Here is a 25,048-nt window from a genome sequence, read left to right as displayed (position 1 = left end):
GCGCTTCGCACAGCGCCCGGCACGGGTCGAATGTGCGCGGAATCACGCCGCCGCGCGCACCCCTACGCCCCGGTGGCGAAGTCGCCGTGGTTGCCCATCGCCTGAGTGAGCAGGCTCTTGCGATACTGCTCCAGCGCGACGAGGTCGCCGAAGAGGGCGAAATAGGCCTCCGGCTGTTCGGTCGACGACACCCGCTGCAACTTGGACTTGAGTTCGGCGATCTGCCTGCCGACCCAGGCCTCCTGCGTACGCGCCAGCACACCGGCGACGAAGCGCGGGATGTCCGTTTCGGACTTCACCGGCAGCGGCTCATTGGCCAGCTCCGACAGCAACGCGCGCGCGGTCAGGTCGTCGGTTCGATCGGCGACGGCGTTGACCCACTCGGCGCCGCCGAGCCCCGCCGCCGTGCCGCCCGCCGCGGCGATCAGCGTGCGAATCACCGCATAGGCGGGATGGGTGAAGGCTTCTGACTCGAGCGCGTCGAAACCCGCGCCGGCCATAGCTGGGTATTGGAGGGCCGCCGCCAGCACCTGTCGTTGCGGCAGCAGCGTGGGATCGTTCGGATTGGGCCGTGCGGCAGGATGTTCCGCGACCACTTCGCGCGGCGCGGGTGCGCGACCCGCCGTGGGGCGCCCGCCGCCGTTGCGATTGCGCTTGGCCTCCTCGCCGACGCGGCGCACGACGGTCTGGATGTCGTCCCAGCCGACCCAGCCGGCCAGTTTGGTGGCGTAGGCCTTGCGCAGCGCGTTGTCCTTGATCTGCGCGACCACCGGCACCGCACGGCGCAGCGCCTCCACCTGCCCCTCGGCGGTATCCAGGTTGTGGTCGGCCAGCAGCCCGCGAATCACGAACTCGTACAACGGGGTTCGGCGCGCGACCAAGTCCCGCACTGCGGCGTCGCCGGAATGTTGCCGTAGTTCACACGGGTCCTGCCCGTCCGGCGCGATGGCGATGTAGGTCTGGCCCGCAAGTTTCTGGTCGCCCGAAAAGGCTTTCAGCGCCGCGGCTTGGCCCGCGGCGTCGCCGTCGAAGGTGTAGATGATCTCGCCGCGCCAGAAATTGTCGTCCATCATCAGGCGGCGCAGCAGGGCCAGGTGCTCGTCGCCGAAGGCGGTGCCGCAGGACGCGACGGCGGTTTTCACACCGGCCAGATGCATCGCCATGACGTCGGTGTAGCCCTCGACCACGACCGCTTGGTGGCCCTTGGCGATCTCGCGCTTGGCGTGGTCGAGACCGAAGAGAACCTGAGACTTCTTGTACAGCAACGTCTCCGGCGTGTTGATGTACTTGCCGGGCATGGTGTCGTCGTCGAAGAGCTTGCGCGCGCCGAACCCGATGACGTCGCCGCCGAGGTTGCGGATCGGCCACAGCAGACGCCGGTGGAACCGGTCGATCGGGCCGCGCTGGCCCTGCCTGGACAGCCCGGCGGCCTCCAGCTCCTTGACGTCGAACCCCTTGCGCAGCAGGTGCTTGGTGAGCGCGTCCCACCCGGCGGGGGCGTAGCCGCAGCCGAACTGCTGGGCGGCGGCCGCGTCGAAGTTGCGATCGGTGAGGTATTTGCGCGCCGCCTCGGCGCCCGGCTCACGCAACTGGGCCATGTAGAACTCGTGCGCCGCCGCGTTCGCCGCGACCAACCGGGAGCGGGTGCCGCGATCGCGCTGCACCGAGGTGCCGCCGCCCTCGTAGTTGATCCGGTAGCCGACCCGGTCGGCCAGCTGCTCGACCGCCTCGACGAATCCGACGTGCTCGATCTTCTGCAGGAAAGCGAACACGTCGCCGCCCTCACCGCAGCCGAAGCAGTGGAACAGGCCGTGGTTGGGCCGCACGTGGAACGACGGCGACTTCTCGTCGTGGAACGGGCACAGGCCCTTCATGGAATCAGCGCCCGCGCGTTTCAGCGCGACGTACTCCCCCACCACGTCTTCGATCCGGACGCGTTCGCGTATTGCCGCGATATCGCGATCAGGAAGTCGTCCGGCCACGGGGGAGAGTCTAGGCGAACCGGGCGGCGCCGCGCCCGCGCGGCTCGTCCCACCCGGCGGCTGCCTCGCTTGTCCGGCCCGCCGCGTGCCGGCGACGGATTTCGACCGGCCTGCGTCCTTTATGCGGCGGCCTCTGCCGCGGCTCTGCCCCAGCACAACTGCGGACAAACTTCGTCCCGCCTGGCCCGTTATGCGGCTAGCTTGCGCTCGGCCCGGCGCGAGGCTGCACACGGACTTCGTCTGGTTGTGCCCGTCAGGCGCGCAGCTCGACGGCGACACGCTCGAGGCGGCTTTCGGTGTAGGAGGCGATCTGGTCGACGATGACGCGCACGCGGGCGGTGTCGTCGGTGGCCGCGTCCCAGAACGGCAGCAGCACCGGATCGAGGCCGTGCGGGGCGGTGGCCAGCAGCCGATCGGCCACCGCGAGGATGCGTTCACGCTGGGCGGCCTGCCGCAGCCGGTGCGCCGGGTCGGACATCACGTAGCGCAGCGCGACCGTCTTCAGCAACGCGACCTCGGCGGCGGCGATGCGCGGGACCTCCAAGTCGGCGGCGTAGCGGGACAGCGGTTGCGGACCGGCCACCGCCTTGGTCGCCATGATCGCGGCGGTGGCGAAGCGGCCGACGAGCTCGCTGGTGAGGCGTTTCAGCGCGACGGAGGCGGTAAACGTGCCGTCGTACCCGGACGCCGCCGCGACCACCGGCAGCTCCGACAGCCGCTGCGCCGCGGCGATCAGCTCGTCGGCCGCCAGCGAATGCTGGAACTGGCCGAGTGCCGCCAGCGCGTCCTGTTCGGCGGGGTCGGCCAGCGCACGCAGATCGATGCGGCCGGCGAGCACGCCGTCCTCCACGTCGTGCACCGAGTAGGCGACGTCGTCGGACCAGTCCATGATCTGGCATTCCAGGCTGCGCCGCCGGTCCGGCGCGCCCTTGCGGATCCACTCCAGACGCTCGGTGTCGACTTCGTACGCGCCGAATTTCGTGCCGGGACCCATTCGGCCCCATGGGTATTTGAGCGCCGCGTCCAACGCGGCGCGGGTGAGGTTGAGGCCTGCGCTCGTGCCGTCGGTCTCAAGCACTTTGGGTTCGAGACGGGTGAGGATGCGCAGGTTCTGCGCGTTTCCCTCGAACCCGCCGTAGGCGTCGGCGAAGGTGTCCAGCGCCGTCTCACCGTTGTGGCCGTAGGGTGGGTGGCCGATGTCGTGGGCTAGACCGGCCAGATCGACCAGGTCCGGATCGCAGCCGAGGCCGTCGGCGATGCTGCGGCCGATCTGGGCGACCTCGATCGAATGGGTGAGCCGGGTGCGCGGCGTGTCGCCATCGCGCGGGCCCATGACCTGGGTTTTGTCGGCCAGCCTGCGCAGCGCGGCGGAGTGCAGCACGCGGGCGCGGTCGCGGGCGAACTCGGTGCGGTGGCCGTTGTCGAACTCACTGCGCGGCGGGCCGAGGCCCGCGGTCTTGGCGCCCTCGACGACGAGGCGTTCGCGGTCGTGGTCGGTGTATCGGCCGCTCATCGAATCTCACTGTCCCGCCGTGTAGCTGAAGTCCGCCGAGAAGTGAGTGAGCTGGTACCACAGCAGCGCGCCGGTCTCCCTGGCTATGCCGTGTGCCTGGGATTCGCGAGTGTAGACGGCCGGACCGGTCCTGGTCGGCGCCGTCCACGCGGCCAAGCCCTCGTCCCGGGCCATGGTGCGGGTGCGTAGTGAATGCCACGGATCGCTGACCAGCACCGCCGAGGACATCTCCCGCGCCCGCATCGCCGTCGCGACCGCCTCGACGCTGCGCAGCGTGTCCGAGCCGGTCTCCACCGCCAGGATCTTGTCGCTCGGCACACCGCGCGCCTGCAAGTAGTTCTTGCCCGAGGCCGCTTCGGTGAACAGGTCGCCCTCCTGCTTGCCGCCCACGGTGATCACGCGTGGGGCGACACCGGCGCGGAACAGCCGGTAGGCCCGGTCCAGCCGCGCTTCGAACACCGAGGACGGCGTCCCGGAATATTGCGCCGCGCCGAGGACGACGATCGCGTCGGCTTTCGTGTAGTCATCGATGCGCGCGACCTGCCATACCCGAAACGCCGTTCCGCCGACCAGTACCGCCGCCATCACGACCGACCCGACGGCCAGTCGCCGCGACCAGCGCAGCAATCCCGCGCCGAAGCCGCGCGGCCGGGCCGGATCGGGAGCTCGAGCAGCTCGGGTGCGCATCGTTGGCAAATCCACTCCCCAAGTCTGCCAGGAGCGGTGCCGGAGCCCAGGACGGCTGACACCGTTCGTGCCGAGCCCCGCACGGCTCGCCGAACTTCTCGCTCGGAACTACCAGCCTCTGGCTCGCCAGTCGGCAAGGTGGGGACGTTCGGTTCCGAGCGTGGTGTCGTCGCCGTGTCCGGGATAGACCGCGGTGTTGTCGGGGTAGCGGTCGAAGAGTTTGGTTGTGACGTCCGTGAAGAGGGAGGTGAAGTCCTCCCGGGAAGTGGTGCGGCCGACGCCGCCGGGGAACAGGGAGTCGCCGGTGAACAGGTGGGTGCGATCGGCGTCGTCGGTGAGAGCGAGGACGATCGAGCCGGGTGTGTGACCGCGCACATGGATGACCTCGAAGACCAGGTCGCCGATCCGGATGACGTCGCTGTCGGTGAGCAGCCGGTCCGGGCGGACCGGGAGCGAGTCGGCGTCCAGCGGGTGGGCCGCGGTCGGGGCACCGGTGGCGGCGACGGTCTCCTGCAACGCCATCCAGTGGTCCCGGTGCTGGTGCGTGGTGACGATCAGCTGGACCTGTCCGGGCACTTCCTGCTCGACCAGGACGGTGAGGCGCGGCGCCTCGTTGGCGGCGTCGATGAGTACAGCGGCGCCGGTGTTCGCGCACTGCACCAGGTAGCAGTTGTTGTCCATGTGGCCGACGGACATCTTGACGATGCGGGCGCCGGGGACGTCGCGCTGCTGCGGGTTCGAGTCCGGCGACACATGGCCGGTGTACGGGCGATCGATGGTGATCACGAAACGATGCTAGCGAGTTAGATTCGTGCCATGGCACTGCCGCCGCGGAATCGCCTCGCTCGCCGGCTCGTGATCGGCGTGGCGCTGGCCGCCATCGCCCTGTTCGGCGGCGGGACGGTCGCGGCGGAACCGCCGCTGCGGATGAACACCTATGTCGAGGACCCGGCCGATGCGCTCGACGACGTCCAACGTGACCGGGTGCGCGTTTCGGTCGATCAGCTCTACGCCGACCAGCAGATCCGGCTGTGGGTGGTGTACGTGCGCGACTTCGACGGCCTCGACCCGGGGGACTGGGCCCGGCGCACCGCGTCGATATCCGGGTTCGGTGAGCGGGATCTGCTGCTCGCGGTCGCCACCCAGGATCGCGCGTACTGGCTCGAGGGCGAAGTGCCCAGCGGCGTGAGCGATGCCGAACTCGACGGCATCTTGATCGGTGCGGTCGAACCCGCCCTGCGCGACGGGCGTTGGGCCGACGCCGGGATCGCGGCGGCCGATGGTCTGGACGCGGCGTTGCGCGGCGGCGCCGTGAGCGTCCGGGCCCTGCTGGTCATCGGTGTGCTGATCGTCCTCGTGGCCGGTGGGCTGCTCTGGTATGCGCGCAAGCGCCGCCGGGAACGATCCGAAGCCGAACTGGCGGCCGCTCGGGAACTGGACCCGGAGAACACGACGGCGCTGTCGGCGCTGTCGCTGGAGGCATTGCAGGCCCGATCGCGGGAGGCGCTGGTCGAGATCGACAACGCGGTCCGTACCAGCGGCGAGGAACTGGACGTGGCGACTGCGGAGTTCGGCGTCACCGCCACCACTCCCTTCCGCACCGCGCTCGAGCACGCGAGAGCCGCCGCGGCCGAGGCTTTCGCGATCCGGCAGCGCCTCGACGACGCCATTCCCGAGACACCGGAGCAACAGCGTGCACTGCTGATCGAGCTGATCAGCACAGTCGGGCGCGCCGACCGGGAACTCGACGCGCAGGTCGCCGAGTTCGACGCGATGCGCGATCTGCTCCTGCGCGCCACGGAGCGGTTGGACGCGCTCACCAGGGATATCGTCGACGTAACCGCCCGCTTTCCCGGCTCCGAAGCCGAGCTGCACCGGCTCGCCGCCGCCCATCCGGCCGGCGCCCTCGCGCCGATCCACGACAACGTGCGGATGGCACGCGAACGGATCGCCTTCGCGGAGCAGAACATCGACGCGGGGCGTGCCGCGCTCGGGCATCCGGTGGGCGAACAGGGCGGCGCGGTCGCCGCCATTCGCTCCGCCGAGGCCGCGATCGGCCAGGCCCGCGCCCTGCTCGACGCGGTGGACAACGCGGCGACCACCATTCAGCAGGCCCGCGACGGACTGCCCGGCGTGCTGCACGAACTGCGCCGCGACATCGCCGCCACCACCGAGCTGTCCGCACACGGCGGGCCCGAACTGACCGCCGCCCGCGCCGCCGCGCAATCCGCTCTCGACAAGGCGGCCTCCGCGGCGGACACCGACCCGCTGAGCGCCTTCCATGACGCGGTGAACGCCGACGCCGATCTCGACCGCGCCCTCGCGGCCGCCACGGATCGCAAACTCATCGCCGAGGACCTGCGGCGCAGACTCGACCGCGCGCTCACCGACGCCCGCGCGCGGATCGGTTCGGCCGCCGACTACATCACCACCCGCCGCGGCGGGATCGACGCCGAGGCGCGCACCCGGCTGTCAGAGGCACAGCGCCATCTCGACGAGGCGCAGCGGTTGGCGTCGAGCGACCAGACCGAGGCGCTCCGGCACGCGCAGGCGGCGGCGGATCTGAGCGGACGCGCGCTGCAAGCGGCCCAGACCAGCGTGCGGGCATGGGAGAGCACCCCGGCTCCGTCCGGCAGCGCGCACGCGGGGGCGGTACTCGGCGGCATACTGCTCGAAGCGCTGCTGCGCGGGGCAGCCAGCGGAGCACGACACTCCGGAGGCGGCTGGAGCCCGGCTTCATACGGCGGCTCGACCGGCTCTCGGCGGATCGGCCGCGGCGGAAGATTTTGACCTTGCCCCTGTCACCGTGTGAGGCAATAGACCAGAACGCGTCATGTTCAGTATCGGAGATTTCGCCAGACACGGACGGGTGTCGGTGCGCATGCTGCGCCACTACGACGCGATCGGGCTACTGCGCCCGGATCGGGTCGACGCCACCAGCGGCTACCGCTATGACGAGGCGGGGCAGCTGGCCCGGCTCAATCGCATCGTCGCCCTGAAGGATCTCGGCTTCACCTTGGAACAGGTACGCCGATCCTGGACGAGCGGGTGGGCGGTGCCGAGCTGCGCGGCATGCTCACGCTCCGTCGCGCCGAGCTCGAGCAACGCATCGCGAGCGACCGCGCCCGTTTGGTCCAAGTCGAGACGAGGCTCCGCATCATCGAGAAGGAGGGCGCCATGCCTGCTCACGATGTGATGATCAAATCCGTTCCCGCCGTCCGGGTTGCCGAATTGACGGCTATCGCGGCCGATTTCGAGCCCGAGTCGATCGGTCCGGTGATCGACCCGCTGTTCGACGACCTGTACACGCGGCTGGAACGCGCGGGGGTCACGCCGGCCGGCGCCGGTATCGCCTACTACGAGGAACGCGGCGACGGCACCGTTCTCGTCCACGCCGCGATGCAGGTCGACCTGGACCCGGACGGCGAGCACGACTTCACCGTGGTCGACCTGCCCGCGATCGACCGGGCCGCGACGGTGGTGCACCGCGGCAGCATGGACCTGGTCCTGGAACCCTGGCAGGCGCTCGCGCGCTGGATCGACGAGAACGGCTATCGCCTCGTCGGTCCCAGCCGGGAGGTGACCCTGGTCTACACCGAGGACCCGGCAGGCTGGGTCACCGAGCTGCAAGAGCCCATCCAGCCGAAATAGAGCCGACCCGGTAGCTCGGAGCGGCTGCGCTCCCTGTCGCTCAGCGGACGCAGACGGCCGATAGCGCGGTCAGTTCAGCCCGCACGGCCGCGAGCAGACCGTCGGCGTGCGCACCGCCGCCGAGCACGCCGACGGTCAGCTCGCGCGCGAAGGTGTACACGAGGAAGGTGACTGCGGCCGAGGCACCCGCGGAAGGGCGGGCATGGGCGGAGAGATAGACGATCTCGTAGTCCGTCAGATCGATGGTGGACGGTGTTCGGAAAGCAGGGACGACGCCGGTGTTGGTCACGGCGATATGCCCGGCGAGGGAGTGGCTCCTCGTCGTGCCGTAGAAATCCGGAAAATGCAGAACGGACTGCTGCACGATGCCTTCGGACAGATCGTGCGCCAGGCGAGCCGAAATGCGCTGTGCCAGTTCGACAAGGCTTGCGGCCGGATCCACCCGCGCCGCGAACGAAGCCAGCCCGGCCATATTGGTGCCGGCCGAAGCAGCGATCTGCGGTCGCATGCGCGTGCGCAGATCCACGGGATACAGACAACCCAGCGGGATCGCGCCGCCCGCGGTCTCGCGTGCGCACGCCCGGAGCAATGCGCCGGTGAGCAGTCCGTTCATCGGCACACCTGCGGTGCGCCCGAGCCCAACGATCCGCGCGGTGGCGTCGGCGTCCAGCCGCACGCGTCGTGGGCGCGCCACGGTGCTCGGGCCGGGCCGCGCGCTGTCGGCAGGCGCGTCCCTTGCCTCCGGCGTGAGGGGCTTGGTCACATCCTCGAATCCGGACGCCGCGCCCCTGGCGATGCCGCGTGCCGCGACGTACCACTCCAATGATCGGGGAAGATCTTGTGGCACAACAGTTATCGGTACCCGCTCGACGATGTCGGTGTAGTACGCCCACAATCGCGTCAGGAGTTCGACGCAATGCCCGGCGTCGGCGACGCTGTGGTGGACGAAGAGCGTGACACGCCAGCGCTCCGCGCCCGAGTAGACGACGTCCAGATACGCCAACTGGGCCGCGGGGTCCACCACGGGAACATCGACCTCCGCCACGTCACCCTCGCGCACCGAAGCCTCTGTCCATGGCCGTTCCTCTGGACGCAGCAGATATCCCTGTCCCGCAGCGTCTTCCACGATGCGGCAACCAACCACCGGATAGGCGCGCCGCAACGTCGCGAACGCCTCCCGCAGCACCGCGGGGTCGAGCGCTCCACGCACCGACACCGACCGGCCCGTGTAGGTGCCGTGCCGCACGAACCGCTGCTCCGAGGGCGCCAGCACCCGGACCAGATCCTCCTCATCCCATGACACCCCGCAAGGGTGCGGCACCGTCGGCACGTGCGCAAACCGACCGGGCGCCACGGATGCGGAAGACTACCGGTATGAGTCTCGCGGCACATCTGGAGGACATCGGCCTGCCGTCGGTCGAAGAACAGCTCGCCCACCCCACGGTCGTGGGTATCGCGGAGGGCACTTTGTCCGAATCGGTCTTCCGATCCTGGTTGGAGCAGGACTATCTGTTCCTGCTCGACTACGTCCGGGTGTTCGCCCGCCTCGCCTGGCAGGCACCGGCGGACCACCTCGGCGACTTGGTCGACCTCGCGCACGCCACCTACCACGAGGAGCTGTCGCTGCACCGCTCGCTGGCCGCGGAGTTCGGGGCCGATCTCGATGGGGCCGTCAAAGGCGCACCGTGCGCCGCCTATACGGCGTTCCTCCTGGATTCCGCCGCGTCCTATAGCGAGGGCCTCGCCGCCCTCTACCCATGCATGTGGGGGTACTCGACACTCGGAGCGCGGCTGGCCCAGAACCCGCCCGCCGAGCCGCGCTATCACCGCTGGGTCGACACCTATGCCGATCCCGGATTCGCCGCCCTCACCCGTCGCTGCGCGCAGATGCTCGACGAGTCCGGTGCCGATCCGGCACGCGCGGAAGCACTGTTCCGAGAAGGGATGCGGCACGAACTCGCATTCTGGGACGTTCCGCACTGACGCGGCGACCAACCCTCGCAAACCGACTCCGTGGACCTACGCCGGCAGCTCATTCCGACACCGATCGGAATCATCGTGCGCAAGAACGCTTGCCGAACGACAACGCCCCGTGGCCGATGCCGGCCACGGGGCGGACGTCAGGCGAACTCAGGCGCCGATCAGGTGCTGGGCCAGGTAGCCCTCCACCTTGTCCAGGGCGATGCGCTCCTGGGTCATCGAGTCGCGCTCTCGGATGGTCACCGCCTGATCGTCGAGCGTTTCGAAGTCGACGGTGACGCAGAACGGCGTGCCGATCTCGTCCTGACGACGGTAACGGCGACCGATGGCGCCCGCGTCGTCGAACTCCACATTCCAGTTCTTGCGCAGCCGCGCCGCGAGGTCTTTCGCCTTCGGCGTCAGATCGGCGTTGCGCGACAGCGGAAGCACCGCCGCCTTCACCGGGGCGAGACGGCGATCGAGACGCAACACCGTGCGGGTATCCACCCCGCCCTTGGCGTTCGGCGCCTCGTCCTCGGCGTAGGCGTCGACCAGGAACGCCATCAGCGAGCGGGTCAGGCCCGCGGCCGGCTCGATGACGTACGGGATGTAGCGCTCGTTGGTGGTCTGGTCGAAGAAGCTCAGCTCGGTGCCGGAGTGCTCGGAGTGCGTCTTCAGGTCGAAGTCGGTGCGGTTGGCGATGCCCTCCAGCTCACCCCACTCGTTGCCTTGGAAGCCGAAGCGGTACTCGATGTCGGTGGTGCCCGCCGAGTAGTGCGAGAGCTTGTCCTTCGGGTGCACGAACAGCCGCAGGTTCTCGGGGGTGATGCCGAGGTCGGTGTACCAGGAGAGCCGAGTCTCGATCCAGTACTTGTACCACTCCTCATCCTCGCCCGGCTTGACGAAGTACTCCATCTCCATCTGCTCGAACTCGCGGGTGCGGAAGATGAAGTTGCCGGGGGTGATCTCGTTGCGGAAGCTCTTGCCGATCTGCGCGATACCGAACGGCGGCTTCTTGCGCGCGGTGGTCATCACGTTGGCGAAGTTCACGAAGATGCCCTGCGCGGTTTCCGGGCGCAGGTAGTGCAGGCCCTCATCGGACTCGATCGGGCCGAGGAACGTTCTGAGCATCATGTTGAAGTCACGCGGCTCGGTCCAGCGGCCGACGGTGCCGCAGTTCGGGCAGGCGACAAGCTCCATCGAGACCGCGTCCGGGTCATCGAGCTTGTTCTTCAGCGCGTAGGCCTCCTGCAGGTGGTCCTGCCGGAAGCGGTGGTGGCAGTTGAGGCATTCGACCAGCGGGTCGTTGAACACGCCGACGTGGCCGGAGGCGACCCACACCTGGCGCGGCAGGATCACCGAGGAGTCGAGGCCGACGACGTCCTCGCGGCTGGTGACCATGGCACGCCACCACTGCTTCTTGATGTTCTCCTTGAGCTCGACGCCCAGCGGACCGTAGTCCCATGCCGACTTGGTGCCTCCGTAGATCTCACCGCACGGGTACACCAGACCCCGGCGCTTGGCGAGGTTGGCAACGGTGTCCACCTTCGACTTGGGTGCCACGCGAGAATTCTCCATCCACTGCGAGTCGGATTGTTGATTTGCACCAACACAATAGTTTTACGTCGGCGCTGCGATTGTGCCCAGCCTATCGGCACTGCGATGGCCGGTTTCAACCGCACGGTACCCGCGCGCCCGTTTGACATGCGCACCTGTGCATATGCAAACTGGTAATGCTTTCCATTAAGGAGTTGGTGACATGACTGCCGAGACCGCCGCGGCGCCGCCGCACAATCCGTATCGGTCACCGGGCCCGGCGCCGGTTCCCGCGCGGGCCGTGCTGGAGGACGCGGGTGAGTTGTTACGGGCGCTGGCAGCGCCGGTTCGTATTGCTATCGTGCTGCAGTTGCGCGAGTCGCCGCGCTGTGTGCACGAATTGGTCGACGCCCTCGGTGTCACCCAACCATTGGTCAGTCAGCATCTGCGTATCCTCAAGGCCGCTGGCGTCGTGCACGGGGAGCGGTCGGGTCGCGAGGTGCTCTACGAACTCGTCGACGACCATCTGGCGCACATCGTCGTCGACGCCGTCGCACACGCCGAGGAAGGGTGATTCGTGCCAGAGAACACGGCCGCTCCGCAGAAACCGGTCGGCATCCGCAGCACCAGGCAGCGCAGCGCCATCGCCGCGCTGCTCGGGGACATCGACGAGTTCCGCTCCGCCCAGGAGCTACACGACGAGCTGCGCAAACGTGGTGAGGGCATCGGCCTGACCACGGTCTACCGGACGCTGCAGTCGCTGGCCGACGCGGGCATGGTGGATGTGCTGCGCACCGACTCCGGTGAATCGGTCTACCGCCAGTGCTCCACCGGCCACCATCACCACCTGGTCTGCCGGCACTGCGGCCGCACCGTCGAGGTGGAGGGCCCGACCGTCGAGGCCTGGGCCGAGGCGATCGCATGCGAGCACGGCTTCACCGAGATCAGCCACACCCTCGAGGTGTTCGGCACCTGCACGTCCTGCGTCGCGGCGCGGCGACGGACTTGATCGACCGCGCTCCGCTGTAGCCCGCTCGGCAGCGCCGGGTGCCGGATCCGAGTTCCCGGCCTGCCTATGACCGCTGACGGATACCGACGAAGGAGGGCCGCCTCGGACGAGGACGGCCCTCCGCTGTCTCGGGGTCGGCGAGTTCAGCCCACCAGGACCGGATTCCGCGCCGAGTCCTGCGTCTCGGCGGAACGACCGCGCAGCGCGCCGACGCCGAGCAGCGCGAGTGCGACCGCCCCCCAGACCAGCAGCACCAAGAGCGGACCAGCCGCGGCGGTGCCGTCGAAGAACGCGACCGAGCGCAGCAGTGAGGCGGCCGCGCCCGGCGGCAGCAGCTGGCCGATCGCGCCCCACGGCTGCGGCAGCAACTCCGGCGCCGACGTGGCCGCGGAGAACGGGTTGCCGATCAGCAACATGGTGAGTGCGGCGATGCCGACACCCGCGGTGCCGATCACGGTGGCGAGCCCGGCCACCGAACCGGCGACCGCGAACGAGACCAGCCCGGCGACCGAGGCGAGCACCAGATAGGACCCCGGCACCAGCGACATCCAGCCCTGGACGATCGCCATGCTCAGCAGCCCACCCGCGAGACCGAAGGTGACCAGTCCGATCACCTTGCCGCCGACCGCGGGGATGAGCAGCGCGAGCAGCACACCCGCCGCGATGCCGGACATCACCAGCGGCAGCACCATCGCACCGAACGCGGTGCCGCGCGGGTCATCCGAGTCGGCGGGCACCACGTCCTCCACGCGGGCCCCGGGCGCGCCCGACAGCTGCTGCCCGATCTGGGTCAGCTGCTGCGCGACGGCGGGACTCGCGCCGGAGGCGATCAGCACCCGCGGCGGGCCGTCGCCGGTGACGATCGCCCCATAGACCTCCCGGTCCGCGATCGCGGCGCGGGCGGCCGCCTCGTCCGCGGCCGCGGTGATCTCGAAGGCGTCCGGACTGTGCTCGGCGAGCTTGCCGGACACCATCCCGGCTTGCGGGCCGGTGACGGCCAGCGGCAGGTCGCGCGGCGCGATATTCGCGGCGGGCCAGGCGAACGCGATCAGCATCAATGCCTGGAGCAGGGCGGCGCCGAGGCCGAGAGCGAACGCCCGCTGCATGGTATTCATGACCATCTCCCATAAATCGAATGCTCGTTCTTTTAGCTGCCACCACCGTTGCACGCAGGCCCGAAAGTTGTCAAGAACGGACATTCGTTTTATTTTGGAACCATGCCACGAGTCAGCGAAGAGCACTTGGAACGCCGCAGGCAGCAGATTCTGGACGCCGCCCGGAAGTGCTTCGCCAGCAAGGGCTTCCACGAAACCTCCATGCAGGACGTGTTCGCGGAGTCGGGTCTGTCGGCCGGTGCCGTCTACCGGTACTTCAAAAGCAAGGACGAGCTGATCGCCGCTCTGGCCACCCAGACGACGGTGTCCCTGCGCGTGGCGATGGACCAAGCGATCCGACGCGATCCGCTCCCCACGCCCGCCGAACTGATCACGGCGATCGCCGAGGAGGTCGTGCGCCGCAGCGGACCCGACGGGCCGGTGCGGCTGGCGCCACAGGCTTGGGCGCTGGCGCTGGTGAATCCCGAGGCGGGCGCCATGGTCCGCGAAACGATGTTCGCGATGCGGGCGATGTGGGTCATCTACGTGCAGCGCATGTGCGAGCAGGGCTGGCTACCGGCGGACGCCGACGTCGATGCCGTGGCGAAGGCGATCATCGGGTTCCTGCCCGGCTTCATCCTCCAGCACCTCATCCTCGGCGATTTGGACCCGGAGACGCTGGCGCGCGGCGTGCGGACGCTCCTCCCCTACGGGGAAACGGCTGGCGAAAGCGGGTGAGTCGTGGGGCTCAGGGCAGCAGTCCCTGCCTGGCACGGCCGGCGTTGGACAACACGAGCAGCAGCATCGTGGTCAGCGCCTGGTCGTCCAGGCCCGCGGCGGGGAAGGTGTAGCGCAGGATGACGTCGGCGAGCTTGCCGTGGCCGATCACGGTGAGCGAGCCGAACTGCAACGCGTTATTGCGCTCGGCGACGCGCTTGTGCAGCTGCGGCTTCAGTGGGCGGTCCCAGGCCAGCACGCAGGTCAAGGTCAGCACGTCCAGGCCGGGCGCGAGATTCACCGCACGCAGCGAACACAGCGCGCCCTCGTACTCATATCCGAGCGATCCTTCGGGGTCCACGCGCACGGCGATGCCATAGCGCGACAGGCATGCTCCGGCGCGTGCCTGTAGCTCCTGGTGCGGGGTCACCGCTGCGTCCATGTCCGCGCCGCCGTTCACTTGGTGCCGCCGAAACGGCGGTCGCGCGACGCGTACTCCACGCACGCCTCCCACAAATTGCGCCGATCGAAATCCGGGAACAGCGTGTGCTGGTAGACGTATTCGGCGTACGCCGACTGCCAGATGAGGAAGTTGGAGCTGCGGAACTCGCCCGACGGGCGCAGGAACAGATCCACGTCCGGCATGTCGGGCTCGTCCAGGTATTTCGCCAGCGTCGCCTCGGTGACTTTCTCCGGATCGATTTCCCCCGCCGCCACCCGGCGCGCGACCTCCCTTGCGGCGTCGGCGATTTCGGCACGTCCGCCGTAGTTGACGCACATGGTCAGAGTCATCACCGTGTTGTTCTTGGTGAGTTCCTCGGCGATCTCCAATTCCTTGATCACGCTGCGCCACAGGCGCGGCCTGCGACCGGCCCAGCGCACGCGCACGCCCATCTCGTTCATCTCGTCGCGGCGGCGGCGGATCACGTCGCGGTTGAAGCCCATGAGGAAGCGCACTTCCTCGGGGCTGCGCCGCCAGTTCTCGGTGGAGAAGGCGTAGGCCGACAACCACTTCACACCGATCTCGATGCAGCCCTCGACGGTGTCCATCAGCACCGCCTCGCCGCGCTCGTGCCCCGCGGTGCGCGGCAACCCGCGCTCTTGGGCCCAGCGGCCATTGCCGTCCATCACCAGCGCGACGTGATTGGGCACCAGTTCCGGCGGCAGCTGCGGCGGCCGAGCTCCGGACGGATGCGGCGAGGGCAGACGGACGGCGTCGGCGATTTTCGGCTCGGTCGCGGTAGCGGAGTCTCGGCGGAGGATCACGGCCTCCATCCTGCCTGATCGCCCCCGCTGACCCTACTGCCGCGTTGCTTCCTGACGAATTCCACGGTTCGCACCGGCAACGGTGATTTATTCTTGTCCTGATCGTGATACTGGGGAGGGGTTTCTCGAACGTGACCGATTTACCAGGCACCGGGACCGCGGCCGGTTTCCGGGCCACTCGCGAATTACTCGGACTTCCGGTCCCCTGGTGCGCGCGGTTCTTCGCGGTCGCCGAGCGCACCGTCGAGCGGTGGGAGAAGGGGGCCTTCCAGATCCCGGACGTCGTCGCCCGCGATCTCGCCGCCATCGCGGAGGAGACCGAGCAGGTGATCGAGGCCATGGTCGAGGCCATCGACACCGGGGAGATCTCGCCTCGGTTGCACACCTACCGAACCAACGACGACTACAGCAAGCATGAGCCCGACACCCGCTTCCCGGCCACCTGGCACCGCGCGGTGTGCGCCCGGGTCATGATCGAGCTGCCCCAGGTAGAGCTTCAATTCGTGGAGTAGGCGGCTGCCTCGCCTCCGCTCGGCCCGGCGCGGGCTGGGGACGGACTCCGTCCGGCAGCGCCTCTACTGCGGCTACCTCAGCCTCCGCCCAGCCCGACGCCGGCTGACGACGGACTCCGTCCGGCAGCGCCCTTTTCTGCGCGGACCGCTCGATCAGCGGCAGGGTGCGCAGCTGACGCTCCAGATGCCACTGCAGATGCGCCGCGACCAGCCCGCTCGCCTGTTTGCGTACCGTTTCGGGCACCGTCTCGACGTACTCCCACTCCCCGCGCCGCAGCGCGACCAGCAGGTCGAGCACGCCCGGTGCGGGTGTCGCCGCGCCCGGCGGACGGCAGTGCACGCATACCGCGCCACCGGCCGCGACGTGGAACGCCCGATGCGGACCCGGCGTCGCGCACTTGGCGCACTCGTCCAGTGCGGGGGCCCACCCCGCGAAACCCATGGCCCGCAAGAGGAATGCGTCCAGGATCAGTTCATGCGGCCGCTGCTTGGCCGCGATAGCGCGCAGGGCGCTCGCGGTGAGCGCGTGTAGCCGGGGCGCGGGCGCGCGCTCCTCGCCGGCCAGCCGTTCGGCGGTTTCCAGTACGGCGCACGCGGTGGTGTAACGCCCGTAGTCGTCGATGATGTCGGCGGCGAACGACTCCATCGTGTGCACCTGGGTGACGGTGTCGAGCGTGCGTCCCGGATGCAACTGCACGTCGATATAGGAGAACGGCTCCAACCGGGCCCCGAACCGCGATTTGGTGCGCCGCACCCCTTTGGCGACCGCGCGCACCAGGCCGTGCTGGCGGGTGAGCAGCGTGACGATGCGATCCGCCTCGCCCAGCTTGTGCTGGCGCACCACTACCGCCTCGTCCCGATACAAACGCACAGGCCGAGTCTAATTGCAGCGCCTGCGGCGCTGTGTGTTCGCGGCCCACCTGTGGCTCGCGTTCGAGCGACCGCCGCTGGCGACTGCGGACGCGGCGGCCACTCGGACGCGAACCGGGCCGCGAACGGCAATGCTCGGTCTCGCTCCGCTCGAAAGCGGGAGTCGGGCCGATACGGTTGCGTGCGGAGTAAACCGCGAGACCTCGAAGTTCGCCGCTCAGCCGGGTGCCTGCTCAGCCAAGGTGTCAGCAGCGGGGCATCAACGCCGGGCTGAGGCCGACCACCAATGGTCCGGTCGCCGGTTGTCAAAGCTGGTCACGCCGGGCACTGCCGGGCCGATTCAGCCGGTGCGGATAAGTCCGGAGATCAGTAGAAGTACTGACTGCTGGGCCTGCGCGCGGGCGGTGTCCGGGTCGTCGGCGTGCGCGACGATCAATGCGGCCTCGCTGATCACGCTGACAACAAGCTGGGCCAGCACGGGGATCGGGGCGTCGGCGATCAACCCGGCTTCGCGGGCGCGCTCGAGCTGGGCGGTGATCAGCCCGAGGCCGTGGGCCGATTCGAATTCGCGCCAAGCCTGCCAACCGAGCACGGCGGGGGCGTCGGTGAGCGCGATCCGCAACATCGCAGGCCGCTGGCAGATCTCCAGGAAGAGACCGAGCCCCGCCGTCATACCGGCCATCACATCGCCGGAATCTACTGCGGCGATGGCATTTTCGATCTCCTTGGTCGTCTCGACCTCGATCTGCTCCAGCACCGCGAGGAAAAGGCCGCGCTTGTCACCGTAGTGGTGGTGCAGCGCGCCACGGGTGACCCCCGCCTCGGTGACCAGCTCTTCGGCCGAGGTTCCCGCGAAGCCGCGCTCGGTGAACAGGCGGCGTCCGGCCTGTTCGAGCGCGGCTCTGGTGGCGCGAGATCGGTCTTCCTGGCTACGGCGTGGCATGCAGCCGAGTGAACTCCAGAATCGATTCGGCGAGCAACTCGGGCTGGTCCTCCGGCAGGAAGGTGTAGGAGTCGTCGATGAGCGTCAGCGTCACGTTCGGCAGGTCGCGGGCGAGACGTTCGGCGAAGGACACCGGGAACAGGCGGTCCTCGCGCGCCCAGGCCAGCAGGACCGGGATGTCGACGCCGGCGAAGTGCCGCGCGGCTTCGAGGGTGTACCGGCGATGCGCGGATTTCAGGAAGCGGCGCAGGTCTTTCCGGATCGCGGCCGAATTGCGGCTCGGCAGCAGATAGGAGTCGGTGATCTCCGGCGGCACCGGCCGCTTGGTGACCCAGCCGAAGGCCATCGGCAGGCGATGCAGTGCCCGGATGCGCATCACCTCGGTCAGCAAGCGGAGCGACCCGGGGATCTTCGCCAGCAGCGGGAGCGCCGTGAACGGCTGCGGCAGGAAGCCCTCGTAGCTGTCCACCGAGGCGAGCACGACGCGGCCGATCCTGGAGCGGTCGCGGGTCAGCAACACCTGGGTGATCGCTCCGCCGGTGTCATTGGCCACCAGCGTGACGTCGGTGAGGTCGAGGCGCTCGAGAAACGCGGCGATCAGATCGGCGACGCCGACCGGGGTCAGCTCGGCGGCGGGGACCGGAATCTCGTGCGAGCCGAGCGGCCAGTCCGGCGTCAGGCAGCGATATCCGGCGGCGGCGATCGCGGGTACCACCTTGCGCCACAGGTCGGCGTTGACGAGCAGGCCGTGCACGAAGACGACCGGAGCGCCCTCCCCGGCCTCGTGGTAGCGGATGCGGCCGCCGGGCAAGTCCACCTCGTAGATGCGGCCTAGTGCTGTGCTGGTTGCCATGGGTCCTCCCAGTCGTCTCGGGTCCTGGCCACTTTTACATACATACGGTATGTATGTCTATCCTACCCAGGGTGGATTTCGCACCCTCGATATGGACGGTTGACCAAAGCGGCGGTTACGGTTGCCGAAACACGACGAGACGGAGCTCAGATGACGGTGTCCGATCCGACCCGCCTCCCGCCCGATACACGGGAGCTGGGGCTGGCCGAACTGGCTGCCGCGATCGCGAGCGGCGCGATCACCTCGACCGCGGCGGTCAGCGGCGCACTCGACCGGATCGAGGCGGCGCAATCCACGCTCAACGCTTTCCGGATCGTGCGCCGCGAACGGGCGCTGGCCGAGGCCACCGAGGCCGACCGGCGGCTGGCCGCCGGGGAACGGCTACCGCTGCTGGGCGTGCCCATCGCGGTGAAGGACGACACCGACATCGCGGGTGAGCCGACCGCCTTCGGCTGCGGCGGCGAGTTCGCGCCGAAAACCGAAGACGCCGAAACGGTCCGGCGGCTGCGCGCGGCGGGCGCGGTGATCGTCGGCAAGACCAACACCTGCGAACTCGGCCAGTGGCCGTTCACCAGCGCCGCCTCCTTCGGCCACACCCGCAATCCTTGGGACCGCACGCGGACGCCCGGTGGATCCTCCGGCGGGTCGGCGGCGGCCGTCGCGGCCGGTTTGGTCCCCGCCGCATTGGGTTCCGACGGGGCGGGATCGATCCGCATTCCGTCCGCCTGGACCAACCTGGTCGGCATCAAGCCGCAGCGCGGGCGGATCTCCACCTGGCCGGAAGGCGAACTGTTCTACGGGCTCACTGTGAACGGGCCGCTGGCGCGAACCGTCGCGGACGCGGCGCTACTGCTGGACTCGGCCGCCGGTCCGCACAGCGGCGATCTGCACAGGCCCGCCCCGATCACCGCCTCGGACGCCGTCGGCCGCGACCCCGGCCGGTTGCGGATCGCGCTGTCGCTGCGAATTCCGTTCACCGCGACCAAGACTGCTCTCGATCCCGAGGTCGAGCAAGCGGTCCGGAGCACCGCCGACACCCTGCGCAAGCTCGGACACGCGGTGACCGTGGCCGACCTGCACTACGGCATCATGATCGGCGCCTCATTCCTGCCGCGTTCGCTGGCGGGCATCCGGCGTGTGTACAACCGGATGCCCGGGCTCGAGGTCGACCCGCGCACCACCGCCAACGCCCGGATCGGCCGTGTGCTCGAGGGCCCCGCCCTCTACGCCGCGCGCCAACTGGAACCCTTGCTGCACAATCGAATCGGCCACTTCTTCCGCGACTACGACGTGGTTCTCGCCCCAACCACCGCGACTCCCCCACCGCGCGCCGAGGAGATCGACGACATCGGCATCACCGCCACCAACGACCTCATCACCGCCGCCTGCCCCTACACCTGGCCCTGGAACGTCCTCGGCTGGCCGAGCGTCAACGTGCCCGCGGGCTTCACCGCCTCCGGCCTCCCCGTAGGCGCCCAACTAATGGGCACGGCAAACTCCGAACCACTCCTGATCTCGCTGGCCGCCCAACTCGAATCCGAACTGAACTGGCAACGCCACCGCCCCACGCCTTGGTGGTGAGCCAGCAGAGCTACCGCACAGTTCCACCAACGGTTTTCAGTACCGGTCACGCTGGCCGGATTGGGTAAATGGATGCGGCGAGTACGGTCGGCGCGAAGCCAACACAAGTCCACTCCTGCAAAGATCGCCGGTACCGTATCGTCGCGGCCAACCGCGGAACGTGAGGGGATGCCGATGGCGGATCGTCACCTGGTAGACGTTCACATCCTGCTTGTGCGCGACAAAGAGCTACTGCTGACTCAGCGCCATGGGGATATGTTCGCGGGCCAGTGGCACCTCCCCTCAGGCAAACTGGACGCGGGCGAACCGATCACCGCCGCCGCCGTCCGTGAAGCCCATGAGGAGGTCGGCGTGATCATCGACCCGACCGACCTCCGATTCGTTCACGCAGTCCACGCCGCCGGTTCAGGCCCAGAGCCCCGGCTGGGGCTGTTCCTTCAGGCACGTCGATGGGCCGGAGAGCCGGTGAACCGAGAACCGGAGAAGTGCGCTGCCGTCCGGTGGTTCCCGATAGACCAGCTGCCCGACGACTTGATCGAATACCCCGCCGTCGGTATCCGCGCGTTCCTCGATGGCGGAGCGCCGTTCAGCGAGCACGGCTGGAATACACCGACTTCGGTCGTCGTCTAGCCAGCGGTGGGACCGGGTTCTCCGGGTCACGGGCCGCTTCATGATGGTGACTACTGGTTGGCATCTTGGTCAAATGGTCGGGGCTGGTCGATAGCCCGTCGCGACTCTGGCTGTGAGTCCTGTCGTGCTATGTGATTGTCCCGTTGGCTCGTGCCCGCCAGAGCACAGCGCGAGCTTCGCGGGTGTCGAGCTTGCTCACGCCCGCGATCGCCCAGTCGCGTGGCGCTTCGCGAGGTGCGGCGTCGGTCCCTTCCGCTCTCAGTGGCACACCATGGAGGGGTCTACTCGCGTTTTGCCGCAGCCGTGTGCCACTCGTCAGCGTTGTGGCTCAGGGCTCGATCCGTGTCTTACGTAGGCGCAGGACCTGGTCCACACCGAAGAGCCACAGTCCGAAACGTTCCGATTTCGACTGATCCTGGGCGACTGATGCGGCGGGGACCAGTTCGGGTTCGGTGACCCGGTAGGAAGCGCCCTCGTGGATCACCTCGGCGGACCCGGCGGCCACCACATTCCGGAGCCAGTCGGGTGTGGTGCCGTAGGGCAGTGAAATGAGAAAGTGGTCTCCAGTTTCGGTGATGCCGACCGGTGTCTCGTAGGCGTTGCCGCTGGACCTGCCCGTGTGACGCACCACAGAAGCATTGGCGCCGGGTCGACCGGCGGTCTTCATGGCGCGGGGGTTCGTGACACGGCGGTTGAAGCGGCGGACCACCGCGAGGCCGGGAGCGTAGCCCGTACGCATCACCACCAGCAGGAAGAGGCCACACACCAGGGCCAGCCCCGCCGGCATGCCCACGCCTATCGCGATCCATATCCACATGGTCACGCCCATCTCTTACGTTGTAAGCCAGTAGTGCAAGAGAAGCATTACAACGTAAGGCTGTCAAGAGCGCGGGTAATCGATGCCGCTATCTGCCCGTAGGCCACCTCGCATCACCGCGCCTGTCACACGGATCGGGCCGCGACGGGCTGAACCCGTCAGAAACCGAGTTTGCCCAGCTGCTTGGGATCGCGCTGCCAGTCCTTCGCCACCTTCACGTGCAAATTCAGGTAGATGCGGGTGCCGAGGATGTGTTCGATCTGCTTGCGGGCGTTGGTGCCGACTTCCTTCAGGCGGGAGCCGCCCTTGCCGATGACGATGGCTTTCTGGCTGGGGCGCTCGACGTAGAGCAGGGCGTGGACGTCGAGCATGTCCTCGCGGTCCTCGTACGGCAGGATCTCCTCGATGACTACGGCCAGCGAGTGCGGCAGTTCGTCGCGGACGCCCTCGAGCGCGGCCTCGCGGATGAGCTCGGCCATCAGGGTTTCCTCGGGCTCGTCGGTGAGTTCGCCGTCGGGGTAGAAGGCCGGACCTTCCGGCATCTTCGAGGCGATGACGTCGACCAGGACCTCGACCTGTTCACCCTTGACCGCCGACACCGGCACCACGTCGGCGTCCGGGCCGAGCAGCTGGGAGACCGCGAGCAGTTGCTCGGCGACCTGGTCACGGCTCACCTTGTCGATCTTGGTGACCACGCCCAGCAACGTGGTTTTCGGCGCCATCTGCTTGACCTGCTGCACGATCCAGCGGTCGCCGGGACCGATCTTCTCGTCGGCCGGGATACACAGCGCGATCACGTCGACTTCCGAATACGTATCGCGCACAAGGTCGTTGAGACGCTGGCCGAGCAGTGTGCGCGGACGGTGCAGGCCGGGGGTGTCGACCAGGATCAACTGGGTGTGCTCACGGTGCACGATGCCGCGAATGGTGTGCCTGGTGGTCTGCGGACGCGAGGAGGTGATCGCGATCTTCGCGCCGACCAGCGCGTTGGTCAGCGTCGACTTGCCGGTGTTCGGCCGGCCGACGAAACAGACGAATCCGGACCGGAATTCGTCTTTCGCGCGGGCCTTCGATCCCTCAGCCACCGTGCACCTCGCCCGAATCGGCGGTCACCGCGTCGGCGGCGTCGGCCGAATCGTCGACGATCTCGAACACCGCGCCCTCGCGGTCGGTGAAGATGATCCGCGCCTCCGCCGACACCTCACGCACCGCGGTGACGCCGAAATCGGACAACCGCCCACCGACCACCGCGGCCGCCTCGAATCCCTCCGCACCGCTGGAGAGCGCGGCGGCCACCGCGGCTTGCAGCGCCGTCAGTCGCAGTGCGGTGAGGTTCACTTCCCCTGCGGCGTAGGTGCGTCCGTCGGTGTCGCGGATGGCCGCGCCACTCGCCCCGCCGGTGCGGCCGAGCGCCCCGCGGGCCAGCACGACCAGCTTGTTGTCCTCGGCGTCCAGTTCGGTCATTCGGTGTCTCCGTCCTCGTCGCGATCGGCCGCGATCTCCCGCGCCGATCCATTGGCCTTGCCATGGGCATTGTCGCCGTTCGCTTTCCCGGCGGTGACCTTCTCGCGTGCTTTGCGGACCACCACGGTGTTCACCCGCATCCGTCCTCGCGCGTCCGCGCCGCCTTCGCCGCGCAGCACCAGCCCGTGCACCTCGACCTTGGAGCCGGGCAGCGGCACCCGCCCGAGTTCGTGAGCCATCAGGCCGCCGACGGTGTCGACGTCCTCTTCCTCGATCTCCAGCCCGTACAGCTCGCCGAGATCCTCCACCGACAGCCGGGCCGATACCCGGTAGCGCCCGTCGCCGAGGTCTTCGATGGGCGGGGTCTCGTCGGTGTCGTACTCGTCGGCGATCTCACCGACGATCTCCTCGAGCACGTCCTCGATGGTCACCAATCCCGCGATGCCGCCGTACTCGTCCACCAGCAGCGCCATGTGGTTGCGCCTGCGCTGCATCTCGTCGAGCAGGCTGTCCAGCGGCTTGGAGTCGGGCATGAACACCGCCGACCGCATGACCTGGCGCACCCGCACCGTGCGGCTGCGATCTGCGTACGGCACAAGGTCTTTCAGGTAGACCACGCCGAGGATGTCATCGACGTTCTCGCCGGTCACCGGGATCCGCGAGTGCCCGGAGCGCACCGCGAGCGACATCGCCTGCGCCGCGGTCTTGTCCGCCTCGATCCAGACCATCTCGGTGCGGGGCACCATCACCGCGCGGGCGGGGGTGTCGCCGAGTTCGAAGACCGACTGGATCATCCTGCGTTCGTCGTCGGCCACCACGCCGCGCTCACCGGCCATCTCGACCACTTCGCGCAGCTCGATCTCGGAGGCGAAGGGACCGTTGCGGAAACCTTTGCCGGGCGTGATCGCGTTGCCGAGCAGAATCAGCAACCTGCTGAGCGGGCCGAGCAGCGCGCCGATGAACTGCAGCGGCAGCGCCGCGGCCAGCGCGATCGAGTACGCGTGCTGACGGCCCAGTGTGCGCGGACCGACTCCGATCACCACATAGGACACCAGCACCATCACCAGCGCGGTGACCAGCAGCGCCCAGTTCTGTTCCCAGACCCTCATCAGCCCCGCGACCAGCAGCACCGTGGCGCCGATCTCGCACAGAATCCGCAGCAGCACCATGAGATTCACGTAGCGCGCCCGGTCGGCGACGATCCGGGTCAGGCGCACCGCACCCGGCCGGTCGGCTCGGACCATGTCCTCGGCGCGCGCGGGCGAGATGGTGTTCAGCGCGGAATCGACACCGGCGAAGACCCCACCCACCGAGATGAGCAGGACCGCCAGCAGAACGAGGGTCAGGGAATTCACGCGGGATCCAGGGAATCACCCGGTGTGGTGAAGCCCGCCTTACCCAGCAACCGCGCGTCACGTTCGGCGAGCTCGGCCCGCCGCCGCGCTTCGTTCAGGCTCTCGTACCACTCCTCGAGCAGCGTGGCCTGCAGCGCGAACATCTCCTTCTCCTCCTCCGGCTCGGCATGGTCGTAGCCGAGCAGGTGGAGCACGCCGTGCACGGTGAGCAGCGCGAGTTCGTGGTCCAGCGAGTGACCCGCCTTGCGCGCCTGGCCGGCGGCGAACTCGGGGCACAACACGATGTCGCCCAGCATGGACGGGCCGGGCTCGGGGCTGTCGGGCCGTCCGCCCGGCTCGAGTTCGTCCATGGGAAAGGACATCACGTCGGTCGGGCCGGGCAGGTCCATCCAGCGCATGTGCAGGTCGGCCATGGTATCGAGATCGACGAGTACCATCGACAGCTCCGCGGCCGGGTGCACGTCCAGCCGGGCGATCACGAACCGCGCGACGCTGACCAGCTCTTCTTCGGGCACGTCGATACCCGACTCGTTGGCGATCTCGATGCTCACCCGAATAGCCTACGATCCCCGCGATCGCGTCGGCGGAGCGGAGCCCCGCCAGGCGGAA

27 protein-coding genes are annotated in these 25,048 nt (G+C 68.6%); 10 read left to right on the top strand and 17 right to left on the bottom strand.

Annotation, left to right across the window (positions count from 1 at the left end):
• Positions 1–62 precede the first annotated feature (62 nt).
• The 4 genes from dnaG to AB0M45_RS14560 all read right to left on the bottom strand — a co-directional run bounded on the left by dnaG (position 63) and on the right by AB0M45_RS14560 (position 4,968).
• Positions 63–1,982, bottom strand: a complete 1,920-nt coding sequence (gene dnaG, locus AB0M45_RS14575) for a DNA primase (protein WP_364327841.1) — start codon at positions 1,980–1,982, stop codon at positions 63–65.
• A gap of 253 nt (positions 1,983–2,235) precedes the next feature.
• Complete coding sequence (locus AB0M45_RS14570; RefSeq protein ID WP_364327838.1) at positions 2,236–3,495, bottom strand: deoxyguanosinetriphosphate triphosphohydrolase; 1,260 nt, start codon at positions 3,493–3,495, stop codon at positions 2,236–2,238.
• Positions 3,496–3,501: 6 nt separating this feature from the next.
• On the bottom strand, positions 3,502–4,182 hold the full coding sequence (locus AB0M45_RS14565; RefSeq protein ID WP_364328003.1) for a YdcF family protein: 681 nt from the start codon (positions 4,180–4,182) through the stop codon (positions 3,502–3,504).
• Positions 4,183–4,290: 108 nt separating this feature from the next.
• Positions 4,291–4,968, bottom strand: a complete 678-nt coding sequence (locus AB0M45_RS14560) for an MBL fold metallo-hydrolase (protein ID WP_364327830.1) — start codon at positions 4,966–4,968, stop codon at positions 4,291–4,293.
• Between the two features lie 30 nt (positions 4,969–4,998).
• Here AB0M45_RS14560 and AB0M45_RS14555 point away from each other — a divergent pair, with 30 nt between their 5' ends.
• Genes AB0M45_RS14555 through AB0M45_RS14545 form a run of 3 tightly spaced genes read left to right on the top strand, consistent with a single transcriptional unit; the run spans position 4,999 to position 7,833 of the window.
• Positions 4,999–6,972 carry a TPM domain-containing protein gene (locus AB0M45_RS14555; RefSeq protein WP_364327827.1) on the top strand — a complete coding sequence of 658 codons (1,974 nt, stop codon included), beginning with the start codon at positions 4,999–5,001 and terminating at the stop codon, positions 6,970–6,972.
• A gap of 43 nt (positions 6,973–7,015) precedes the next feature.
• A complete protein-coding gene (locus AB0M45_RS14550) occupies positions 7,016–7,378 on the top strand; it encodes a MerR family transcriptional regulator (RefSeq protein ID WP_364327824.1) in 363 nt (120 codons plus the stop codon).
• Positions 7,360–7,833, top strand: coding sequence for a GyrI-like domain-containing protein (locus AB0M45_RS14545; RefSeq protein WP_364327821.1), 474 nt, complete (start codon positions 7,360–7,362; stop codon positions 7,831–7,833). The genes AB0M45_RS14550 and AB0M45_RS14545 overlap by 19 nt, the downstream gene beginning before the upstream one ends.
• Before the next feature lie 40 nt (positions 7,834–7,873).
• On the opposite strand, the gene AB0M45_RS14540 is transcribed toward AB0M45_RS14545, so the two are convergent.
• Entirely contained in the window at positions 7,874–9,136 is a 1,263-nt protein-coding gene (locus AB0M45_RS14540) for an acyltransferase (RefSeq protein ID WP_364327818.1), read from the bottom strand.
• Positions 9,137–9,207: 71 nt separating this feature from the next.
• On the opposite strand from AB0M45_RS14540, the gene AB0M45_RS14535 reads away from it, so the two are divergent.
• A complete protein-coding gene (locus tag AB0M45_RS14535; RefSeq protein WP_364327815.1) occupies positions 9,208–9,816 on the top strand; it encodes a transcriptional regulator in 609 nt (202 codons plus the stop codon).
• Between the two features lie 147 nt (positions 9,817–9,963).
• Here the strand turns inward: AB0M45_RS14535 and AB0M45_RS14530 are convergent, their stop codons facing one another.
• Positions 9,964–11,355, bottom strand: coding sequence for a glycine--tRNA ligase (locus AB0M45_RS14530; RefSeq protein WP_364327812.1), 1,392 nt, complete (start codon positions 11,353–11,355; stop codon positions 9,964–9,966).
• A 196-nt stretch (positions 11,356–11,551) separates the two neighbouring features.
• Here AB0M45_RS14530 and AB0M45_RS14525 point away from each other — a divergent pair, with 196 nt between their 5' ends.
• Together AB0M45_RS14525 and AB0M45_RS14520 are read left to right on the top strand one after the other, a co-directional pair.
• On the top strand, positions 11,552–11,902 hold the full coding sequence (locus AB0M45_RS14525) for a metalloregulator ArsR/SmtB family transcription factor (RefSeq protein WP_364327809.1): 351 nt from the start codon (positions 11,552–11,554) through the stop codon (positions 11,900–11,902).
• 3 nt (positions 11,903–11,905) lie between these two features.
• On the top strand, positions 11,906–12,337 hold the full coding sequence (locus tag AB0M45_RS14520; protein ID WP_364327806.1) for a Fur family transcriptional regulator: 432 nt from the start codon (positions 11,906–11,908) through the stop codon (positions 12,335–12,337).
• 143 nt (positions 12,338–12,480) lie between these two features.
• Here AB0M45_RS14520 and AB0M45_RS14515 read toward each other — a convergent pair whose 3' ends face one another.
• A complete protein-coding gene (locus tag AB0M45_RS14515; protein ID WP_364327803.1) occupies positions 12,481–13,452 on the bottom strand; it encodes a hypothetical protein in 972 nt (323 codons plus the stop codon).
• A gap of 102 nt (positions 13,453–13,554) precedes the next feature.
• Here AB0M45_RS14515 and AB0M45_RS14510 point away from each other — a divergent pair, with 102 nt between their 5' ends.
• Positions 13,555–14,169: a TetR/AcrR family transcriptional regulator gene (locus tag AB0M45_RS14510; protein WP_364327800.1), complete on the top strand. Its 615-nt coding sequence runs from the start codon at positions 13,555–13,557 to the stop codon at positions 14,167–14,169.
• Positions 14,170–14,179: 10 nt separating this feature from the next.
• Here the strand turns inward: AB0M45_RS14510 and AB0M45_RS14505 are convergent, their stop codons facing one another.
• The gene (locus tag AB0M45_RS14505; protein ID WP_364327797.1) at positions 14,180–14,590 is read right to left on the bottom strand and encodes a hypothetical protein; all 411 of its coding nucleotides are present in this window, start codon (positions 14,588–14,590) and stop codon (positions 14,180–14,182) included.
• A gap of 14 nt (positions 14,591–14,604) precedes the next feature.
• Entirely contained in the window at positions 14,605–15,423 is an 819-nt protein-coding gene (locus tag AB0M45_RS14500; protein WP_364327794.1) for an isoprenyl transferase, read from the bottom strand.
• A 122-nt stretch (positions 15,424–15,545) separates the two neighbouring features.
• On the opposite strand from AB0M45_RS14500, the gene AB0M45_RS14495 reads away from it, so the two are divergent.
• Positions 15,546–15,926 carry a DUF1870 family protein gene (locus AB0M45_RS14495; protein WP_364327791.1) on the top strand — a complete coding sequence of 127 codons (381 nt, stop codon included), beginning with the start codon at positions 15,546–15,548 and terminating at the stop codon, positions 15,924–15,926.
• Here the strand turns inward: AB0M45_RS14495 and recO are convergent.
• The 3 genes from recO to AB0M45_RS14480 form a co-directional block, all read right to left on the bottom strand.
• Complete coding sequence (recO, locus tag AB0M45_RS14490; protein ID WP_364327788.1) at positions 15,883–16,797, bottom strand: DNA repair protein RecO; 915 nt, start codon at positions 16,795–16,797, stop codon at positions 15,883–15,885. The two genes, AB0M45_RS14495 and recO, sit on opposite strands and share 44 nt — an antisense overlap.
• 339 nt (positions 16,798–17,136) lie before the next feature.
• Positions 17,137–17,739: a TetR/AcrR family transcriptional regulator gene (locus AB0M45_RS14485; protein ID WP_364327785.1), complete on the bottom strand. Its 603-nt coding sequence runs from the start codon at positions 17,737–17,739 to the stop codon at positions 17,137–17,139.
• Positions 17,726–18,592: an alpha/beta hydrolase gene (locus tag AB0M45_RS14480; RefSeq protein WP_364327782.1), complete on the bottom strand. Its 867-nt coding sequence runs from the start codon at positions 18,590–18,592 to the stop codon at positions 17,726–17,728. The genes AB0M45_RS14485 and AB0M45_RS14480 overlap by 14 nt, the downstream gene beginning before the upstream one ends.
• A 150-nt stretch (positions 18,593–18,742) precedes the next feature.
• Here AB0M45_RS14480 and AB0M45_RS14475 point away from each other — a divergent pair, with 150 nt between their 5' ends.
• Both AB0M45_RS14475 and AB0M45_RS14470 read left to right on the top strand, forming a co-directional pair.
• On the top strand, positions 18,743–20,173 hold the full coding sequence (locus AB0M45_RS14475) for an amidase (RefSeq protein ID WP_364327779.1): 1,431 nt from the start codon (positions 18,743–18,745) through the stop codon (positions 20,171–20,173).
• Positions 20,174–20,347: 174 nt separating this feature from the next.
• Positions 20,348–20,803 (top strand): NUDIX domain-containing protein, encoded by a 456-nt coding sequence (locus AB0M45_RS14470; protein WP_364327776.1) that lies wholly within the window; start codon positions 20,348–20,350, stop codon positions 20,801–20,803.
• A gap of 328 nt (positions 20,804–21,131) precedes the next feature.
• On the opposite strand, the gene AB0M45_RS14465 is transcribed toward AB0M45_RS14470, so the two are convergent.
• From AB0M45_RS14465 to ybeY, 5 genes are all read right to left on the bottom strand, one after another.
• A complete protein-coding gene (locus tag AB0M45_RS14465) occupies positions 21,132–21,632 on the bottom strand; it encodes a nitroreductase/quinone reductase family protein (protein WP_364327773.1) in 501 nt (166 codons plus the stop codon).
• Positions 21,633–21,778: 146 nt separating this feature from the next.
• Positions 21,779–22,705, bottom strand: a complete 927-nt coding sequence (gene era, locus AB0M45_RS14460) for a GTPase Era (RefSeq protein ID WP_364327770.1) — start codon at positions 22,703–22,705, stop codon at positions 21,779–21,781.
• Entirely contained in the window at positions 22,698–23,084 is a 387-nt protein-coding gene (locus tag AB0M45_RS14455) for a cytidine deaminase (protein WP_364327767.1), read from the bottom strand. Before AB0M45_RS14455 ends, era begins: the two co-directional genes overlap by 8 nt.
• Positions 23,081–24,439 carry a hemolysin family protein gene (locus AB0M45_RS14450; RefSeq protein WP_364327764.1) on the bottom strand — a complete coding sequence of 453 codons (1,359 nt, stop codon included), beginning with the start codon at positions 24,437–24,439 and terminating at the stop codon, positions 23,081–23,083. Before AB0M45_RS14450 ends, AB0M45_RS14455 begins: the two co-directional genes overlap by 4 nt.
• A complete protein-coding gene (gene ybeY / locus AB0M45_RS14445) occupies positions 24,436–24,990 on the bottom strand; it encodes an rRNA maturation RNase YbeY (RefSeq protein ID WP_364327761.1) in 555 nt (184 codons plus the stop codon). The genes AB0M45_RS14450 and ybeY overlap by 4 nt, the downstream gene beginning before the upstream one ends.
• Positions 24,991–25,048: the final 58 nt, after the last annotated feature.

The organism is Nocardia sp. NPDC051787 (assembly GCF_040681325.1).
Classification (GTDB): domain Bacteria; phylum Actinomycetota; class Actinomycetes; order Mycobacteriales; family Mycobacteriaceae; genus Nocardia.
The sequence above is the reverse complement of the archived record's forward strand: the minus strand, read 5'-3'. Positions and strand labels throughout refer to the sequence as shown.

What these genes read in the sequence shown, in the direction of transcription:
- AB0M45_RS14455 (WP_364327767.1), bottom strand. Translation starts at nt 23,084, where the DNA reads ATGACCGAACTGGACGCCGAGGACAACAAGCTGGTCGTGCTGGCCCGC.
- AB0M45_RS14485 (WP_364327785.1), bottom strand. Translation starts at nt 17,739, where the DNA reads ATGCCACGCCGTAGCCAGGAAGACCGATCTCGCGCCACCAGAGCCGCG.
- AB0M45_RS14555 (WP_364327827.1), top strand. Translation starts at nt 4,999, where the DNA reads ATGGCACTGCCGCCGCGGAATCGCCTCGCTCGCCGGCTCGTGATCGGC.
- AB0M45_RS14465 (WP_364327773.1), bottom strand. Translation starts at nt 21,632, where the DNA reads ATGGGCGTGACCATGTGGATATGGATCGCGATAGGCGTGGGCATGCCG.
- AB0M45_RS14500 (WP_364327794.1), bottom strand. Translation starts at nt 15,423, where the DNA reads ATGGAGGCCGTGATCCTCCGCCGAGACTCCGCTACCGCGACCGAGCCG.
- AB0M45_RS14545 (WP_364327821.1), top strand. Translation starts at nt 7,360, where the DNA reads ATGCCTGCTCACGATGTGATGATCAAATCCGTTCCCGCCGTCCGGGTT.
- AB0M45_RS14535 (WP_364327815.1), top strand. Translation starts at nt 9,208, where the DNA reads ATGAGTCTCGCGGCACATCTGGAGGACATCGGCCTGCCGTCGGTCGAA.
- AB0M45_RS14480 (WP_364327782.1), bottom strand. Translation starts at nt 18,592, where the DNA reads ATGGCAACCAGCACAGCACTAGGCCGCATCTACGAGGTGGACTTGCCC.
- AB0M45_RS14515 (WP_364327803.1), bottom strand. Translation starts at nt 13,452, where the DNA reads ATGAATACCATGCAGCGGGCGTTCGCTCTCGGCCTCGGCGCCGCCCTG.
- AB0M45_RS14570 (WP_364327838.1), bottom strand. Translation starts at nt 3,495, where the DNA reads ATGAGCGGCCGATACACCGACCACGACCGCGAACGCCTCGTCGTCGAG.
- AB0M45_RS14565 (WP_364328003.1), bottom strand. Translation starts at nt 4,182, where the DNA reads ATGCGCACCCGAGCTGCTCGAGCTCCCGATCCGGCCCGGCCGCGCGGC.
- AB0M45_RS14475 (WP_364327779.1), top strand. Translation starts at nt 18,743, where the DNA reads ATGACGGTGTCCGATCCGACCCGCCTCCCGCCCGATACACGGGAGCTG.
- AB0M45_RS14505 (WP_364327797.1), bottom strand. Translation starts at nt 14,590, where the DNA reads ATGGACGCAGCGGTGACCCCGCACCAGGAGCTACAGGCACGCGCCGGA.
- AB0M45_RS14510 (WP_364327800.1), top strand. Translation starts at nt 13,555, where the DNA reads ATGCCACGAGTCAGCGAAGAGCACTTGGAACGCCGCAGGCAGCAGATT.
- AB0M45_RS14525 (WP_364327809.1), top strand. Translation starts at nt 11,552, where the DNA reads ATGACTGCCGAGACCGCCGCGGCGCCGCCGCACAATCCGTATCGGTCA.
- AB0M45_RS14470 (WP_364327776.1), top strand. Translation starts at nt 20,348, where the DNA reads ATGGCGGATCGTCACCTGGTAGACGTTCACATCCTGCTTGTGCGCGAC.
- AB0M45_RS14550 (WP_364327824.1), top strand. Translation starts at nt 7,016, where the DNA reads ATGTTCAGTATCGGAGATTTCGCCAGACACGGACGGGTGTCGGTGCGC.